At 64.6% G+C, this 16,972-nt stretch carries 13 protein-coding genes, 1 tRNA gene and 1 pseudogene; 2 read left to right on the top strand and 13 right to left on the bottom strand.

All coding sequences use genetic code 11. From position 1 onward, the window contains the following. Nucleotides 1-126: 126 nt before the first annotated feature. From AC629_RS05245 to AC629_RS05255, 3 genes are all read right to left on the bottom strand, one after another. Nucleotides 127-203: transfer RNA gene (locus AC629_RS05245), tRNA-Arg, on the bottom strand. Nucleotides 204-355: 152 nt separating this feature from the next. Continuing rightward, nucleotides 356-823 (bottom strand): hypothetical protein, encoded by a 468-nt coding sequence (locus tag AC629_RS05250; protein WP_084803716.1) that lies wholly within the window; start codon nt 821-823, stop codon nt 356-358. 168 nt (nt 824-991) lie between these two features. Then, the gene (locus AC629_RS05255) at nt 992-1,564 is read right to left on the bottom strand and encodes a hypothetical protein (protein WP_084803717.1); all 573 of its coding nucleotides are present in this window, start codon (nt 1,562-1,564) and stop codon (nt 992-994) included. A 178-nt stretch (nt 1,565-1,742) separates the two neighbouring features. Between AC629_RS05255 and AC629_RS05260 the strand changes: the two genes are divergently transcribed. Next, nucleotides 1,743-2,129 (top strand): VOC family protein, encoded by a 387-nt coding sequence (locus AC629_RS05260; RefSeq protein WP_084803718.1) that lies wholly within the window; start codon nt 1,743-1,745, stop codon nt 2,127-2,129. Nucleotides 2,130-2,177: 48 nt separating this feature from the next. On the opposite strand, the gene AC629_RS05265 is transcribed toward AC629_RS05260, so the two are convergent. After that, nucleotides 2,178-2,675 (bottom strand): hypothetical protein, encoded by a 498-nt coding sequence (locus tag AC629_RS05265; RefSeq protein WP_084803719.1) that lies wholly within the window; start codon nt 2,673-2,675, stop codon nt 2,178-2,180. Between the two features lie 259 nt (nt 2,676-2,934). Here AC629_RS05265 and AC629_RS05270 point away from each other — a divergent pair, with 259 nt between their 5' ends. Next, nucleotides 2,935-3,288: a GrlR family regulatory protein gene (locus AC629_RS05270; protein ID WP_084803720.1), complete on the top strand. Its 354-nt coding sequence runs from the start codon at nt 2,935-2,937 to the stop codon at nt 3,286-3,288. A 103-nt stretch (nt 3,289-3,391) separates the two neighbouring features. Here AC629_RS05270 and AC629_RS05275 read toward each other — a convergent pair whose 3' ends face one another. The 9 genes and pseudogenes from AC629_RS05275 to AC629_RS05315 form a co-directional block, all read right to left on the bottom strand. Next, a complete protein-coding gene (locus AC629_RS05275; protein ID WP_084803721.1) occupies nt 3,392-6,079 on the bottom strand; it encodes a PAS domain S-box protein in 2,688 nt (895 codons plus the stop codon). A gap of 123 nt (nt 6,080-6,202) precedes the next feature. Beyond that, the gene (locus AC629_RS05280) at nt 6,203-7,117 is read right to left on the bottom strand and encodes a DMT family transporter (protein WP_084803779.1); all 915 of its coding nucleotides are present in this window, start codon (nt 7,115-7,117) and stop codon (nt 6,203-6,205) included. 80 nt (nt 7,118-7,197) lie between these two features. Next, the gene (locus AC629_RS05285) at nt 7,198-7,992 is read right to left on the bottom strand and encodes an NUDIX hydrolase (protein WP_084803722.1); all 795 of its coding nucleotides are present in this window, start codon (nt 7,990-7,992) and stop codon (nt 7,198-7,200) included. 4 nt (nt 7,993-7,996) lie between these two features. Further along, a complete protein-coding gene (locus AC629_RS05290; protein ID WP_084803723.1) occupies nt 7,997-8,950 on the bottom strand; it encodes a dihydrodipicolinate synthase family protein in 954 nt (317 codons plus the stop codon). Nucleotides 8,951-9,073: 123 nt separating this feature from the next. Beyond that, nucleotides 9,074-9,952 carry an SDR family oxidoreductase gene (locus tag AC629_RS05295; protein WP_084803724.1) on the bottom strand — a complete coding sequence of 293 codons (879 nt, stop codon included), beginning with the start codon at nt 9,950-9,952 and terminating at the stop codon, nt 9,074-9,076. A gap of 191 nt (nt 9,953-10,143) precedes the next feature. Beyond that, the gene (locus AC629_RS05300; protein WP_084803725.1) at nt 10,144-11,004 is read right to left on the bottom strand and encodes a MaoC family dehydratase; all 861 of its coding nucleotides are present in this window, start codon (nt 11,002-11,004) and stop codon (nt 10,144-10,146) included. Between the two features lie 184 nt (nt 11,005-11,188). Next, on the bottom strand, nt 11,189-11,578 hold the full coding sequence (locus AC629_RS05305) for a Zn-ribbon domain-containing OB-fold protein (protein WP_084803726.1): 390 nt from the start codon (nt 11,576-11,578) through the stop codon (nt 11,189-11,191). After that, nucleotides 11,578-12,736 (bottom strand): annotated as a pseudogene (locus tag AC629_RS05310) (thiolase family protein). The gene AC629_RS05305 and the pseudogene AC629_RS05310 overlap by 1 nt, the downstream one beginning before the upstream one ends. Before the next feature lie 726 nt (nt 12,737-13,462). After that, nucleotides 13,463-16,954: an indolepyruvate ferredoxin oxidoreductase family protein gene (locus AC629_RS05315; RefSeq protein ID WP_084803727.1), complete on the bottom strand. Its 3,492-nt coding sequence runs from the start codon at nt 16,952-16,954 to the stop codon at nt 13,463-13,465. Nucleotides 16,955-16,972 lie beyond the last annotated feature (18 nt).

A 16,972-nucleotide genomic window follows, 5' to 3' on the forward strand; every position in this document is an offset into this window, starting at 1 on the left:
TGGCTGGATCGACCCTGGAGTAAATGACCTTGCAACCAATCGGCAACCCGCTCGGCACGAGGTTGTCACCTATGTCTTAGGTACGATCTGTTACCGATGTCTTCGGTCTGGACACTTTGATATTGCTGGCGCGCTCGGAAGGATTCGAACCTCCGACCCTCGGAATCGAAATCCGATGCTCTATCCAGCTGAGCTACGAGCGCCCTGACCCGATGACGGGCCCTCCGCGAACGCCACCTGACGGTGCTGGACAAGCCATCGCCGGGGCGCGTCGTTCGGATATGTTCGAATTAGCAGAGAGGCTGGCCAATAAAAAGCCCTCCCCGCCTCGTTTCGAGGCGGGTCGAAGGCGCTGTCACCAGGTCATATTGAAGAGCCCGAAATGCGGCTGCTGTGCCACCATCATGGGCCGGCCGAATTGCTGCCCGAACTGCGGCGCCGGATGCGCCCTGGCGACCCTGCGCTTGTGCTGGACCGGGGTCTTCTTCGCTGCGGCCGCCTCGGGCTTCGGCGTGAACTGGGCGAACGTCTCGCGCACTCGCGCCTTGGCGGACATGTCAGCCAAGGCCGTGCTCTCCTGCACCGGCGGCTGCGGCGCAACGACCGCGGCGGTTACCACCGGCGCGGCAATCGTCGGCTGACTGGTGTCGAGCACGACGCGGTCGGGCAAGTGGCGATCAGACCGGATGCGGATCGGCGGCTGGTCGTTGCTTGATGTGGCGATGGCCTGTGTAGCCGGCTCTGAGGGCAGAACGTAATCCACCACAAACAACAGTGCGAGCAAGGCTCCACCGACGAACATGAAATACCGAAAGATGGGCATCAACCGCGCTCCGCCCCCCCGCATCCCCGCGTGGGTTCCTCGCCTTAACCGGCGATCCTCTAATTGGTTCCTGGCCCAGCTCCTCGGTTCAAATGGTGACGCCAAGTTTTTTGGCCAAGCGCCAGGGAGGGTCACTTTTCCGCTATCAGAAGGTGGCGCCCTCTACCTCTACGCACGCCGTGCTGCGACCAGCGAACACTTCGCCTGATCGGCATTCACGTTGACGAAACCAACGGGGATGTGCGCAAAGGTCTTGCGGCTCTTCATGCTGACCGGGTCCGCCAGCACGCGGCTGCGGTCGGTCAGATGACTGCCGTCGCGCCGCGCAAACGCGCAGACGATCTCGACATCCTTTACGGCATAGTCATTGTCATTTCGCAGCGTGAACGTCACCAGCGCCTTCGAGCCAAGGCCGCCGCGCCGCCAGGTCTGCGAGGAAATCCTGAGGCGATTGAGTTCAGCCATTGCCGGAGTCTGAGCTTCGGAAGCCGGCGAGACCGCGGCTGCCGCATCGCCCGAGGGAGCCGTCTCGACGGGCGCCAGTTCCGACTTCACCGGTTGGGCGCCGTTGCCTTTGGAGAGGGGCAGCAGCATCCAGACACCGCAGCCGACGATGATTACCGCCAGCAGCCACAACAGGCTGCGGCCAAATGAGACGCTCGCGATTGTCACGGCCCGCGCCACTCTCTCGCCGATCCCGGCGAAGCGTCCCAATCCGATCCGATCGAGCCTGGCGTTCATGGTTGAATCACCGATAGCGGCCGAAGCCCGTTCGACGACGGACCCGACCACTGCTTACCTTAATCCGGCACGCCAACTAAGGTTCCCGCGCATGCGAATCGGCAAGGATGGTGGCGATCACCGGCTAGCGCCGCTAGCATCCGCCGCAAAGTCGAAGACCCCGTCGGGAGGAAATGAAATGCCAGTCGTCGTCACTTGGGATCACGTCCATCTGCGCAGCCCCGATCCGGAGGCTACCGCGGCCTGGCTGCAAGACACCCTCGGTGGCGAGATCGTGCGCGCGCCTGGACGGATCGACGTCAATCTCGGCGGAGCCAGGATCTTCATTGCGCCGCTCGAAGGCGACAGCGCCGTCAACCCGCCGCCATCGCACCCCCATCAGGGTCTCGACCATTTCGGCCTCTCAGTGAAGGACATCGACGCCGTTGCCGCCGAGATCAAGGCTAAAGGGGTTACGTTCACGCGCGAGCCGACAACGATCCGGCCCGGCGTCCGCGTCTGCTTCATCCGCGGCCCCGAAGGCATCTCGATCGAGCTGCTCGAGCGCGACAAGAAATACACCTGACGCACCCGCATAGGGCGTCGACGAGAAGCCGGGCGTGCTGTCGCCCGGCTAAGTCATGCTACCGGGCATAAAGCAACGGATGGTGACGCCGGTGTAGCCGTAGATCGGCCACACCATGGTACGTCCCACGCGGTTAGGCTCCGAGATCACGGCTTCTTCGGGCACGTCGACCCAGACGAAGTCCTGCTGCTGGCCGTCGACAACATAACCGAGGCGCGGAACGCGGACACGATAGTGCCCGTCCTTGCTCTCCCAATCGGTGTCCGAGAGCGCCGAACCGTCCGCATCGGAGCAGCACGGCCCCTTGCCGCTGCGCAGACCGTCGAACCAGGCCTTCAATTCGGCATTGGTGTTGACGAACTGGCCGCGATCGCGCGCGTAGCCGAATGGCCCAGCGAACGCTATCAAGGCTAAAACGCAAGTGAGGCTTGCCGCGCTTCGCCAGCGTATCTTGCTACGCGTCCTCCAGTGCTCGCTTTTGCAATTCGTCGGACGCACACTGCACAGATGCGGCTCATCGCCGCCGGAATCAATCCAGTTGATCACGCTCGTCTTGCTCCAGCACCCCGCGGCCAGTGCAACAACGGTTATGCATTTCGCGGGCCAACTTTGATTCGCGTCGACTGGCCTCGCTGCATGATGAGACTGTCATGACAGTATCACACACAAGCCCGGACAACTAAGGCTCGCGTCGCAGCGGTCGGTCACGACCATCGGCGACTGCCGCGTTGCGCGCGCGAACGCGCTTTGGCATAAAAGCTGGACCAGTCCGCCTTGGGCAATGGCGGCTGGCTGACGGGACGTTATGAAGAACGGCCTCTATTCAATTCACGTAACCCTGCTCGATGGTCGAGTCGGCAAGGGCAGCGGCGTGATCCTTTTCCGCGACGGCAAGATTCTTGGCGGCGATGCCTATCTCTATTACACCGGCAGTTACACGGTGAGGGACAACAACACCTTCAAGGGCGAGGTCCTGGTGCAGCGGCACACCTCGCCTCGTGGCGATGACAATCCGCTGTTCGGCGGTGCCGCGCCGGTCGGCATCGGCGTCAACGGCACCTTCACCGATACAAGCGCGGAGATGACTGGGACTGCGCTCGTCGGCAAGGCCAGCCTGATTTTCGGCGCCACCCTCCACAAGCTCGCAGAGGCAGACTAGAGCGTTTTCGAGCGAAGTGGATACCGGTTCGCGTAAAGAAAACGCGTCAAAATAAGAATCTCGAGCCCCATTCCGATTCCATCGGAACGGAATTGGCTCCACGTCACTCCGCCGCCTGTTCGAGCGGAGCGACGCGCGGCAGGATAATCTGGATGCGTGTCCCCTCGCCCTGTTCGGAATCGAGATCGAGCCGCCCGCCGAGGCGATTGGTGACGATGCTGTAGACGATGTGCAGGCCGAGGCCAGTGCCCCCCTGGTCGCGCCGCGTCGTGAAGAACGGATCGAAGGCGCGGCGGCGGACGTCGAGCGACATGCCACAGCCATTGTCAGAGAAGATGATCTCGACATTGTCCTTGCCGGACTCGCGCACCTGGATGTCGATGATCCCCGGACGCCCGTCCGGAAAGGCATGTGCCACCGAGTTGAGAAACAGATTGGTCAGCACCTGTCCGTACGGGCCGGGATAGCTGTTCATGGTCAGGCTCGGCTGGCAGTCGACGTTGAGCGTCAGATTGTGCTTGCGCAGGCCCGGCCGCAGACTCATCACCACCTGCTCGGTAAGGTCGCCGAGATCGAAGATGCGCTGGTCCGAATAGTTGCGATCGGCCGCGACCTGCTTGAACGATTGGATCAGCTCGGCGGCACGATTGAGATTGGAGACGAGCTGCGAGGACGCGTCGCGGCTGGTCTTGAGGAAATCGTTGAGCGTGGAGCGGCGGAGCTCGCCGCGCTCGACCTGGGACGTGAACGTCGCGGTCTTGCGCTCCAGCGCGGAGGCCACCGTGAGGCTGATGCCGACGGGATTGTTGACCTCATGCGCGACGCCGGCAACGAGCCGCCCGAGCGCGGCAAGCTTCTCCGCCTCGATCAGTGAGGCCTGCGTCTCGCGCAGATTGCGCAGCGCGGTCTCGGCGGATTCCTTGGCCTTGCGCATTTCCTGCTCGCCGCGCTTGCGCTCGCCGATGTCGAGCGCCACGGTGACGATCCGCTCGATCTCGCCCTCGGCATCGAGCAGCGGCTGCTTGTTGACAAGCCATTGCCGCATGTTACCGGAGGAGTCCTGGTACTCCTCCTCGTAGAAGCCCAGCCCCTTGCGGAGCCTGAGCACACTCTTGTCGTTCTCGTCGGTCTTGGCTGCGCCATAGCGCGACATCAGGTCGGCGGTGGTGCGGCCGATGGCATCGCTAGGCTCGATGCCGAAGATGCCGGCCATGTAACGATTCATCAGCACATAGCGCAGGTCGCGGTTCTTGACGTTGATGACCGCAGGCACGGTGTCGATGACCTGCTGGAGCAGGCGCCGGCCTTCGGCGATGGCGTCTTCCGCCCGCTTCTGATCGGTGATGTCGCGCAGCGTGCCCTCGTAGCGGACGATGTTGCCCGCCTCGTCCCGCACGCCTGTGGCACTGTCGGAGAGCCACAGGATGTCGCCGCTGCGCTGGCGCACCTGGTACTCGAACTCGCGCACCATGCCGTCGCGTGCCATCAGCCGCTGATATTCGGCGCGCGCCTCGGGGTGGACATAGATTGTGTGGGCGATGTCGTTGACGCTGCCGATAAGGTGCTTCGGGCTGTCATAGCCCATCATCCGCGCCAACGCCGGATTGGCGTTGAGGAGATCGCCGGCCGGCGTCGTGACATAGATGCCGTCGACCGAGCCTTCGAACAGCTTTCGGTAGCTTTCTTCGGCGAGGCGCTGCTCGGTGAGCGCGCGCACCGCCGCCTCGCGCGCCGTGTCGGCCTCCTCCAGCGCGCGGCGGAACACTTCGGCCGCCCGCGCGATGTCGCCAATCTCGTTATCGAGGTCGGCGGACGGGATCGAGGTCTGCTTCTCGCCGGCGGCCAGAGCGCGGATCGACCTTGCGATCTTCGCAAGCGGCCGGACGGTCCGCCGCACCACGAAGCCCGCCGCGAGCATGCCGATCAGTACGCAGATGGTGCCGAACACGATGCTCTGCCACCGCGCTTCCGTCAGCGTGCGGGCGAAGTCGCGCGACAGCACGTGACCGCGCCGTGCGCTGACCTCGCGCAGCAATTCGGTGACGCGCCCGATCAGCCGCCCCTCGGTCCCCAGCACGTCGCGATCGATGTCGGCGATCTGCCGCTCCCGGACCGCCACCGCGATGATCGCCTCGGCATAGTCGCTCACGGCCGCCTTCAACTTGGCATCCGCAATGTCCATCGTCCGCATGCTCTGCGCAGCCTGTTCGGCCGCAGACGGATTGCGGGCGAACAACCCCATTGCGATGCGGCTCTGCGCCTCGGACAGACGCGCGGCCAGCTCGCGATCCGCAGTGCTGGAGACCGCCGCGTCGAATTTGTCGCGCAGCGGCGGCAGACCGGCAAGCAGCAGGGCGCGGCGATCAATCAGGGTCGAGATGCGCTCGAGGCCGCTGCGATAGGTCGCAAGCCGCTCGGTGACCCCGTCGATCATGTCCTGCTGCTCGGGCGCGAGCTCGATGCGGGTCTTCTTCAGGATGTCGCTCAGCGTCGAGGCCGCTTCCCCCACCTGCTTGAACTGGATGCCCGCGCCGGGATCGGTGACGAAGTCGCGCGCCGCGAGGCGCAGCTCGTTCATGCGGCGGTCGATGTCTTCGGCGAGGTCGCCGACGCTCTGGAGCCGCTGCAGCTCGGCGAAGGTTGTGTCGATGTGCCGGATCGCGATCACGCTCGCGGTCGAGGTGACGATGATCACCGCCAGCACCAACAGGAAGCTGCCGAACGTGAGCTGGCCGATCGAGAGCGAAAATGTTCGCTTCTTCTCAGGGGTCGGCGTCAATTCGGCGGACATTGGTGTTTTGGACCGGGCGGCTACTGGCGGTCCAATATACGACGTATTGCGGCCCCGGGGGAACATGCCTCGGAGCCCGAATATCCTTAAATATCGGGGGCCTGCCGCCCTTCTCTCCTCCGATTATGACGGTCTGACGCTGACCGGCCGCCAGGCCGGGATCGTCATCGCGGTGACGCCGAGGACCACGCAGGCAAGGCCGATCCAGGCAGTCCGGCTCAAGGTCTCGCCGAGGAAGGCGACGCTGATGGCCACCCCGATCGGGACGCGGAGATAGGCCTGCGCGGTGGTCCCGACCGAGCCGAGGGTCTGGATCAGGCGGAAGTAGATCGCGAAGGCCGCCGCGGTCGAGAGCACGGCGAGCGCCAGCAGCGCCATCACGGAGCTCAGCGAGGGCGACAGCGTCCACGGCTGCTCGACGACCAGCGAGGCCGGGATCAGAACCGCCGAACCCGCCAGCAGCGAGCCGGCGGCGGGCGCCATCGGATCGAGACCCTTGAAGCTGCGGCCGAAGATCGCGGCGCAGGCGTAGCAGACAGTGGCGGCGACGATCGCCGCCTCCGCAACGAGGCCGCTGCCGATGTCCCGGAAGGCATCGACGCCGACGATCAGGCAAATGCCGGCCATGCCGGCGACCACGCCGAACAGCTTTCGCGGCGTCGTCGCCCCGTGACGGGTGACCATTGCGGTGAGCAGGAAGGTGAAGATCGGCGCGGCCGAGTTGAGGATCGTCGCGAGCGCGGCATCGACATGGCGCTCGCCCCAGGCGATCAGTGTCCAGGGGATGACGCTGTTGAGCACGGCCTGGAACGCGAAGCGCTGCCAGGTCGCGCCGTCCCTCGGCATCCGGACGCCGCGCGCCCACATGACGAGCAGCAACAGCAGGCCCGCGATCGCGGTGCGCGCGGCGATCAGCGTGATCGGCGGGATGGTGGCGACGCCGAGCTTGATGAAGGTGTAGGAGCCACCCCAGAGCGTTGCGAGCGCGACCAGCAGCGCCAGCTCGACGGCGATGTTGGTGTCCTGCCGGTTGTCCATCTGATCCGTCCCGTCCATTCGCGATGGGCGGAACCTAGCGCGTCCGCGGTCAGCAATACTTCGCTGGATGTCGAAGTGTCCTAGCCGACCGCCCCGACCTCGAACACCTCGCCGTCATAGCCGGCTTCGCGGGGGATGCGGAGCTGGCGGCCGCTATCGGTCTTGGTCATGACAGGCAGCACCGTGACGATCGACATGCCGCGGGCATGGTCCAGAGCCGCGCTCACGCTGCCCTGCTTGGCGAGCCGGATCAGATTGCGCGTGGTCGGGAACGGCAGCTTGAAGCGGCCGCTCTCGCCGCCCTCCACCGCCTCGCGCGGCGACACCCAGATCGAGTCCGTCGACTCCCGGCCGTCATGGGCGCCGAGCTGATCGGGCGGCGCGGCGGCGAGGAAGAACCAGGTGTCGAAGCGCTTCGGCAGGCCTTCAGGCGTGACCCAGTGCGCGTAAGGCAGCAGCGTATCGAGCGCGAGCTGGAGGCCGTTATCGGCCAGGATGCTCAGGAAGCTGATTTTGTGCTCGTTGAGCGCAACGCGATGCGCATCCGCAATCTCCCCGGCGCGCCTGGCATCGATTGGCGCGCCCGAGTCCTTCGCTCGCGCCAGCAAAATGCCGCTCTCCTCAAAAGTCTCGCGGATCGCGGCGATACGAAAGCCGCGGTCCGCTTCGCTTAAGGCCTCGCCACCCGAATACAGATCAGACCGGGCGACAATCTCCTTGTCGCCGGCGTCGACGCTGCCGCCCGGAAACACCAGCGCGCCCGAGTTGAACTCGATCTGGTGGTGGCGGACCATCATGAAGACTTCGATCTCCTTTGCGCCGTCGCGCAGCAGGAGGATCGTCGAGGCGGGACGCGATGCTGATATCTCGGACATGGGACTAACCTGCGGCGCTCGATTGCGGCCCAAGATTGGCGCGCTTGTCGACACGTGCGACGCGCGACAGGAGATAGTCGACCTCCGCCTTTGCCGCCGGCGTGATGGTTGCGCCCGGCTTGCGTTGGACGCTGGAGGAGATGATGCCGCGCTTCTGCAGCACATATTTCCGCACGGCAAGGCCGGCGCCCGGCTGCTGCTCGTAGCGGATCAGCGGCAGATGGGCGTCGAACAGGTCATGCGCGGCATCGCGCTTCCCCTCCTTCGACAACCGCACGACGTCGATCAGCAACTCGGGGAAGGCATAGCCGGTCATGGCGCCGTCGGCGCCGCGTTCCATCTCGAAGTCGAGGAACAGGCCGCCATTGCCGCAGAGGATCGAGAGCGGGCGGAGCGAGCCGTCCTTCTGGAAGTTGCGCAGCGTCGAGATCTTCTCCAGCCCCGGCCAGTCCTCGTGCTTGAGCATGACGCAGTTCGCATTGTCCGTGACGATCTTGCGGATCACCGCGGGCGTGAATACTACCGACAGCGTCAACGGATAGTCTTGGAGCACCCATGGCACGTCCGGACCGATCGCCTCCGCCGCCTGCTTGAAATAGCCGATGATCTGGTCGTCGGTGCGGAGCGACGGCGGCGGCGCGATCATGACGCCGGCCGCGCCTGCATCCATCGACGCCTTTGCCAGCGAGCGCATGGTCGCAAAGCCCGGCGCGGAGACGCCGACGATCACCTGCATCTTCTTGGCGCGCTTGACGAAGCGCACCGCCACCTGCTGGGCCTCGGCCGCATCGAGCTTCGGCGCCTCACCGAGGATGCCGAGCACCGTGACGCCGTCGCAGCCGACCTCCTCGTAGAAATCGGTCAGGCGGTCGATCGAGCGCTCGTCGATCCGGCCGTCGTCGTGGAACGGCGTCGGCGCGATTGCGAAGGTGCCCTTGGCGTCGGCGGTGAGTTTCATCGTTCGTCTGTCCTCTCATTCGTCATTCCGGGGCGCGACGCAGTCGCGAGCCCGGAATCCATAACCACGATCCGGAGTATGCATCCCGGGCTCACGCTTCGCGTGCCCCGGGATGACGGCCTTCTAAAACCGCCGCGCGCCCATCTTGATCTGCTCTTCGGAGAAGAAGATCTCCTTGGCATGATCAACGATGTCCTGGGCCTTCCAGCCCGTGTGCGGCGGTTTCCAGCCTTCCATCTCCATCATCCGCATTTCGCGCACGCCGCGGGACCCGGACACGCCCAGCACCTTGCCGGTCTGGTCGCCCGACAAATCGCTGACCATGTATAGCACGGCCGGCGCGATGCCGTCCGGCCCCAGCGCCGCACCCGGGTTCTCCTTATAGCGGGGCAGGTCTGCGGTCATGCGGGTCAGAGCGCCCGGGGCCAGGGTCCAGATCCGGATGTTGTATTTGCGGCCCTCGATCGCCAGCACGTTGGACAGGCCCCAGATGCCGCCCTTGGCTGCGCCGTAATTGGTCTGGCCGAAATTGCCGATCAGGCCGGAGGTCGACGAGGTGTTGACGATGACACCTCCGCCATTTTCCCGCATCCAGCGAAACACCGGCATGGTGCAACAGAAGGTACCCTTCAGATGCACCTTGATGACCTTGTCCCAGTCGGCCTCGGAGGCCTTGGCGAAGGTCTGGTCGCGTAGAATGCCGGCGTTGTTGACGAGGATGTCGGCGCGGCCGAAATGCTTGATGGCGTCGTCGAATACCGACTGGCCGCCCTCCATGGTGGAGATGTCGGCGCCGTTGGCAACCGCCATGCCGCCCTCCGCCTTGATCGCATCCACCACCTGTTGCGCCATCGACTTGTCGGCGCCGGAGCCGTCACGGGGGCCGCCGAGATCGTTGACGACGACCGAGGCCCCTTCCCGTGCGAACAGCTTCGCATAGGCCTCACCGAGCCCCCCGCCCGCGCCGGTGATCAGCGCAACCTTGCCGTCGAGTAGTCCCATGGTGGCTTCTCCCTGTTTTTGTTTCTTGCTTCGCCTCTCCCCGCGTGCGGGGAGAGGCCTGAAATCAAGCGCAGCTTGATTTCAGGGTGAGGGGGAGCCTCCGCGAACTCGACTGTCACTGTCCTCGTGGAGACTCCCCCTCCCCCCCTCTCCCCGCAAGCGGGACGAGGGAGCGAGCCGCCGGTGCCCTCCTAACCCAGCACCGTCTTGCCGTTCTTGATCACGGTGACGCCGCGCGACTTCACCTTGGCTTCGAACGAGATCACGTTGCCGTCCTTCCAGAGGTCCATGGTCACGGTCTCGCCGGGAAAGACCGGCGACGAGAACCGCGCGACGTGCTGGCGGAACGCGCTTGCATCGTAGTCGGCGTAGGTCTGGAGCACGCCGCGGCAGGTGATGCCGTAGGTGCACATGCCGTGCAGGATCGGGCGCGGGAAGCCGGCCTTCTTGGCGAATTCGGGATCGGAGTGCAGCGGGTTGCGATCGCCGCAGAGGCGATAGACCAGCGCCTGGTCGGGACGCGTGGTGATGTCGATGGTCTTGTCGGGGCTCCGCGAGGGAATCTTGTGCGGATCGGGCTGGGTCAGGTTCGGGCCGCCGAAGCCGCCATCGCCGCGCGCAAAGCGCGAGGCAACAAGAGTAGCGAGCTTCTCGCCCTTCTCGTTCTTCAGCACGGTCTGATGGCTGATCACCACACCCTTGTCCTTGCCCTTGTCGTAGACCTCGACAACGGAGGAGTCGGCGGTGATGTGCGCGGCGACCGGCAGCGGCTGGTGGAAGGTGATGTCGCGCTCGCCATCGACCACCATCACGCGGTTGAGGTTCATCTCGCCGGGGCCCGCGCCCCAGGCGGCGACGGACGCAAATGTCGGCACCACCTTCAGCGCCCGCGGCGTCAGCGTGCCTTCGTTGACGAAGGCGAGCTCCTTCTCATCCATCGGATCGGCGCCGAGGCCGATGCCATAGGCGTAGAGCATCACATCACGATCGGTGAAGCTGTATTTCTGGCCGATGTTTTTCAGGCCCTTGAGTTCTTCGTATCTGGCGGACATTTTCTGGTTTCCTCTCCGAATTCTTATGCGCCGCTGCCAGTCGAAGTGCCCTCTCCCCCTGTGGGAGAGGGCTGCGAGAGCCGTGCGGCAAACTCGTCGTAGGATGGGTAGAGCGCAGCGAAACCCATCATCGCTAGCGTCGGTGGGTTTCGCTTCGCTCTACCCACCCTACGCGGCACGCCAATTAAACCGGCGTGAAGAACGGCAGCGGTGCGCCGTCTGTCGGCTTGAACACCACCTTCACCCTCTGGCCGATCTTCAGCTTCTCAAGATCGCAGTCGACGAAATTGGTCTGCACCGACGGGCCTTCCTTCAGCGTGACGTAGCCAATCGCATAGGGACCGTTCGGTGACTTCCGCATTAGGCTGTAGGTGTAGATCGTGCCCTCGCCCGAAGACTCCTCCCACACCGTCTTGTCCGAATAGCAGAACGGGCAGATCGAACGCGGGAAGTAATGTGCTTCGCCGCACGCCGTGCAGCGCTTGATTATGAACTTGCCCTGCTTGGCCGCGTCCCAGAACGCTGCGGTCTCCGGATTGGTCACCGGGGCCGGATATTTCTTTGCTTCGCTCATCACACGCGCTCCAGAATGGCAGTCGAGGCGGCGTGGCGGACGCCGAGGAGGCCGCCGGTGCCGTGGGCGATGGCGAGATCGCAGTTCTTGACCTGCACCTTCGGATGCGCCTCGCCGCGCAGCTGCCTGACGGCCTCGATGATCTTGGTCATGCCGCCGCGATTGACGGGATGGTTGCTGCAGAGGCCGCCGCCGTCGGTATTGAACGGCAGCTTGCCGACGCCCGAGATCAGGTTGCCGTCGGCGACGAACTTGCCGCCCTCGCCTTTCTTGCAGAAACCGAGGTCTTCGAGCTGCATCAGCACCGTGATGGTGAAGCTGTCGTAGATCGATGCGTATTTGATGTCCTTCGGCGTAATGCCGGCTTCCTCGAACGCGCGCGGACCGGACCAGACACCCGCGGAGTAAGTGAGATCGAGATCCTTGCCGCCGCGCGGGCCCTTCATCGCCTCGCCATGGCCGATCAGCTTGACCAGCGGCTTCTTCAGGCTCCTGGCGATCTCGGGCGTCGTCACGATCAGCGCGCCGCCGCCGTCGGAGACGACGCAGCAATCCATGCGATGCAGCGGATCGGAAATCATCGGCGAGTTCAGCACGTCCTCAACGGTGACGACGTCCTTGAGCATCGCATGCGGATTGTATTGCGCGTGATGCGAGGCCGCGACCTTGATCCAAGCGAGCTGCTCGCTCGTGGTGCCATAGTCGTGCATGTGGCGCATGGCACACATGCCATAGGCATTGTGCGTGGTCGCGCCGTAAGCGGACTCGAAATCGACCTCGGCGCCCGCCGCGCGCGGCGGCATCACCCCCCGTCCGCGGCTTGCCGGCGAGCGTGATCAGCGCAACCGAACACTTGCCCGCCGCGATCGCTTCAGCCGCATGGCCGAGATGGATGATGTAGGAACAGCCACCGGTTTCGGTGGAATCGACGTGGCGGAGCTTCTTGGTGTTCAGGCCGAGGTAGTCGACCATCGGCCAGGCGCCGCCGGGCGCGTCACCCGCGCAGAAATAGCCGTCGATATCGTCCTTGCTGAGCCCGGCATCCTCGATCGCACCCTTGGCGACCTCGGCGTGGAGCTGGGCGGTGGATTTGTCCGGCGCATGCCGGGTCGGGTGTTCGTAGATCCCGGCAATGTAGGCCTTGCCCTTGATGGTCAAAGTTCAGGTCTCCGCTCGCGTTTCTTCTTGCTCCGTTTTTCTGAACCGCGGTGGGCTGATTGGCAAGCGCGGAAATATTCCGTCGGGCGAGAGGGTAGCGGGTGGGCGCAAGTGATGCTTTCGTGTTCCGGACGCGCTGCAATGCGCATAGCGCGTCGAAGACGCGCGTGAACGCGCTTGTGGCGTTGCTGCGCGGAGCCCGGACCCATGCCGCCACATAAATCATTGCAACATCGGCCCCGGCTCTGCAGCGCACCGCTAAACTGGACGATGCTTCGCATCACCAGGGAAGCGTTGCGCTGCGTCCGGGGCACGAGCATCTCGACTAACCAAAATCGTAAAGGTGTTTTGCCCGACGGCACAAGCGATTTTCTTTTTTACGAAAACAACCCCATGCACAGTAGAACGGTGGTTGATTTCAAACAGGAAATCGCAGGGTGGGCAAAGCGCAGTGTGCCCACCTCTTCGGTGCAATTCGGGCGAGATGGCGGGCACGACGCCTCGCGTCTTTGCCCACCCTACCGATTCATCAGGAAACTCTCGTGTCCCGGACGCGCTGCAACGCTTTAGCGTTGCTGCGCAGAGCCGGGACCCATGCCGGCGCGCACATCGCTTTAACGTGGGCCCCGGCTCTGCAGCGCACCGCTGCACTGGACGATGCTTCGCATCGCCAGGGAAGCGCTGCGCTGCGTCCGGGGCACGAGAGCCCTTGCCTTTTAAGCGTCCCTACTCCGCCGCGATCTGGCGTGGCGCTGGCGGCGGGTTCGCCAAGTCGGCGGCGAGCTGGGCGTAGCGGGCCTTGGCGTCCACGACGGCCTTCTCCTTCACCGGGCCGTAGCCGCGGATGCGGTCGGGCAGCGAGAGCAGCTCAACGGCGGTGTCGACGGTGACCGGCGACAACAGGCCGAGCACGGTGGCGACGTCCTTCTCGTAGCCGGCGATCAGATCGCGCTCGAGCTTGCGGTCGGCGCTGCGGCTGAAGATGTCCAGTGGCGTGCCGCGCAGGAACCTGAACTTCGCCAGCACGCGGAGCACGTTCAGCATCCACGGGCCGAAGGCGCGCTTCTTCGGGCGGCCCAGCGCATCGACGCCGCTCGCCAGGATCGGCGGGGCGAGATTGAAGTTGAACTTGAAGTCGCCCTCGAACTGGTCGCGGAGCTGCTGCTCGAAGGCGCCGTCGGTGAAGAGGCGCGCGACTTCATATTCGTCCTTGTAGGCCAGCAGCTTGGCGTAATTGACCGCGACCGCGCGCGTCAGCGCGTCGTCATAACCGCCCTGCTTCGCGGCATCGCGAACCTGATCGACTAGCTTGCGATAACGCTTGGCGAGACGGCCGTTCTGATAGGCGGTCAGATGCTTGGCGCGATGCTCGATGACCTCATCCAGCGTCATCGCGTCCAGCGTCTTCGGCGCGACGACAGCGTCCGTCCCCTTCAGCATGTCCGTGAGGCGCGCGCGGTCGGCGACCGCGAGGCGGCCGAGGCGGAAGGCTTCCTTGTTCATCTTGACCGAGACGCCGTTGACCTCGATCGCCTGCTCGATCCCTTCCGCCGAAAGCGGCAGCAGGCCCTTCTGATAGGCGTAGCCCATCATCATCATGTTGGTGGCGATGGAGTCGCCGAGAAGCTGCTCGGCTGGCTGGGTGAAATCGAAGAAGACGGAGTCCTTGTGCAAGGCCGTCTCCAGCACCGCGTTGAGCTTGCGGGTCTGGAAGTTGAAGTCGCGGTTGAGGACGAAGTCCGCGGTGGGGATGATGTGGCTGTTGATGATGCCGCGGGTGCGGCTGGTGTCGCAGAGCGAGATCGTATCCTTGGCGACCGCGACCACCTCGTCGGCGGCAAGCACCACGTCGGCCGTGCCGGTGACGATGCGCGAGCAGGTCACCTCGGCCGGATGATCCGACAGGCGGACGTGGCTCAGCACCGCCCCGCCCTTTTGCGCGAGGCCCGACATGTCCAGGATCATCGAGGCCTTGCCCTCGATATGAGCGGCCATGCCGAGCAGCGCACCGATGGTCAGCACACCGGTGCCGCCCACACCGCCGACGGCGATGTTATAGGGCTTGTCGAGCGTCGGCCGCGAGGCCGGCTCGGGCAGCGCGCCGATGTCAGAGAGATCGGCCGGCGCGCGGTGGCGCGGCTTGCCGCCGTCGATGGTGACGAAGGACGGGCAGAAGCCCTTCAGGCAGGAATAGTCCTTGTTGCAGGCGGACTGGTTGATGGCGCGCTTGCGTCCGAACTCGGTCTCCAGCGGCTCAACCGAGATGCAGTTCGACTGCACCGAGCAGTCGCCGCAGCCTTCACAGATGGCCGGATTGATCATGACGCGGCGCGCCGGATCTTCCATCAGGCCGCGCTTGCGGCGGCGGCGCTTCTCGGCGGCACAAGTCTGCACGAACACGATCGCCGAGGTGCCGTTGTACTCCCGGCACATCTTCATGACGTTCTGCAATTCGTCACGGTGATATTTCTTCACGCCCGGCGCGATGGTGTCGGCCGGATAGGCGTCGGGCGCCTCCGAGACCAGGTAAATCTCGCGGATGCCTTCGGCGTGGAGCTGGAACGTGATCTGCTGCGGCGAGAGATCGCCGTCATGGCGCTGGCCGCCAGTCATGGCGACGGCGTCGTTGTAGAGGATCTTGTAGGTGATATTCGTCTTGGAGGCGACCGCCTGGCGGATGGCGAGAAGGCCCGAGTGGAAATAGGTGCCGTCGCCAAGATTGGCGAAGATGTGGTTCTCGTTGGTGAAGGGCGCGATGCCGACCCACGGCACGCCCTCACCGCCCATATGCGTGAACGTCTCGGTCGAGCGGTCCATCCACAGCGCCATGAAGTGGCAGCCGATGCCGGCGAGCGCGCGGCTGCCTTCCGGCACTTTGGTCGAGGTGTTGTGCGGGCAGCCGGAGCAGAAATACGGCACGCGAGAGACCGGAGCGACCGCCTGCATTTGGGTTGCCTGACGGCCGTTGAACCAGTCGGCCTTGGCGCGGAGCATCTCCGCGATCTCGGGGTTGAGATTAAGTCGGAGAAGCCGCTCCGTGAGCGAAGTCGCAAGCGAAGCGACGGTAAGCTCGGCCGAAAAGGTCAGGAAGCGCTTGTCGTGCTCGTCCATCTTGCCGACGATGCGCGGGCGGACGTCGTCGCGCCAGTTGAACAGCTCCTGCTTGACCTGGTTCTCGACGATCTCGCGCCGTTCCTCGATGATGAAGATTTCCTCGAGTCCGACCGCGAACTGGCGCACGCCTTCCGGCTCGAGCGGCCAGGGCATGCCGATCTTGTAGAGGCGAAGGCCGATCTTGGCGGCGACCTGCTCGGTGATGCCGAGCTCGCGCAGCGCCTGCCGCACGTCTTCATAACTCTTGCCTGATGCCATGATGCCGAAGCGGGCGTTCGGCGAATCCATGGTGATGCGGTTGACCTTGTTGGCGCGCGCAAAGGCGATCGCGGCAAAGCCCTTGTAGTCCTGCAGGCGCCGGTCCTGCTCGAAGCGGTCGTCGGGCCAGCGGAGGTTGAGGCCGCCGGGCGGCAACTCGAAATCGGAGGGGATGATGAAGGGCTTCATTTCGTCGGTGAGATCGATCTCGGCGGTGGTCTCCACCGTCTCCGTGATCACCTTCATGCCGACCCAACAGCCCGAGTAGCGCGACATCGCGATGCCGAGCAGGCCCATCTCGATCATCTCGTGGATGCTCGAGGGATAGAGATACGGCATCAGCGCCGAGATGAAGGCATGGTCGGACTGATGCGGGACAGTCGAGGATTTTGCACCGTGGTCGTCGCCGGCAAGGCACAGCACGCCGCCGTTCTTGGCCGAGCCAGCGGCATTGCCGTGGCGGAACACGTCGCCGCAGCGGTCGACGCCGGGGCCCTTGCCGTACCAGATGCCGACCACGCCGTCGTACTTGGCGCCGGGCGAGAGATTGAGCTGCTGCGAGCCCCAGACCGCCGTCGCAGCCAAATCCTCGTTCACGCCGGGCTGGAACTTGATGTTGTACTGCTCGAGATGCTTGCGGGCGGCGAAGAGCTGCTGGTCATAGCCGCCGAGCGGCGAGCCGCGATAGCCGGAGATGAAGCCCGCGGTGTTGAGGCCGTTGGCGCGGTCGCGCCGGATCTGGGCCATCGGCAGGCGGACCAGGGCCTGGATGCCCGTAGTGAAGACGTGTCCGGTTTCCTGGGTGTATTTTTGATCGAGACTGATCGGACCCTGGTTGATACCCATGCTGTCCCCTTTACCGCC

This window comes from Bradyrhizobium sp. NAS80.1, assembly GCF_001908205.1.
In the GTDB taxonomy this organism is placed as follows: Bacteria; Pseudomonadota; Alphaproteobacteria; order Rhizobiales; family Xanthobacteraceae; genus Bradyrhizobium.

Coding starts and splice junctions, on each gene's coding strand:
- AC629_RS05285 (WP_084803722.1), bottom strand. CDS start 7,992: ATGTCCGAGATATCAGCATCGCGTCCCGCCTCGACGATCCTCCTGCTG.
- AC629_RS05275 (WP_084803721.1), bottom strand. CDS start 6,079: ATGTCCGCCGAATTGACGCCGACCCCTGAGAAGAAGCGAACATTTTCG.
- AC629_RS05270 (WP_084803720.1), top strand. CDS start 2,935: ATGAAGAACGGCCTCTATTCAATTCACGTAACCCTGCTCGATGGTCGA.
- AC629_RS05305 (WP_084803726.1), bottom strand. CDS start 11,578: ATGAGCGAAGCAAAGAAATATCCGGCCCCGGTGACCAATCCGGAGACC.
- AC629_RS05300 (WP_084803725.1), bottom strand. CDS start 11,004: ATGTCCGCCAGATACGAAGAACTCAAGGGCCTGAAAAACATCGGCCAG.
- AC629_RS05295 (WP_084803724.1), bottom strand. CDS start 9,952: ATGGGACTACTCGACGGCAAGGTTGCGCTGATCACCGGCGCGGGCGGG.
- AC629_RS05255 (WP_084803717.1), bottom strand. CDS start 1,564: ATGAACGCCAGGCTCGATCGGATCGGATTGGGACGCTTCGCCGGGATC.
- AC629_RS05260 (WP_084803718.1), top strand. CDS start 1,743: ATGCCAGTCGTCGTCACTTGGGATCACGTCCATCTGCGCAGCCCCGAT.
- AC629_RS05280 (WP_084803779.1), bottom strand. CDS start 7,117: ATGGACAACCGGCAGGACACCAACATCGCCGTCGAGCTGGCGCTGCTG.
- AC629_RS05315 (WP_084803727.1), bottom strand. CDS start 16,954: ATGGGTATCAACCAGGGTCCGATCAGTCTCGATCAAAAATACACCCAG.
- AC629_RS05250 (WP_084803716.1), bottom strand. CDS start 823: ATGCCCATCTTTCGGTATTTCATGTTCGTCGGTGGAGCCTTGCTCGCA.
- AC629_RS05290 (WP_084803723.1), bottom strand. CDS start 8,950: ATGAAACTCACCGCCGACGCCAAGGGCACCTTCGCAATCGCGCCGACG.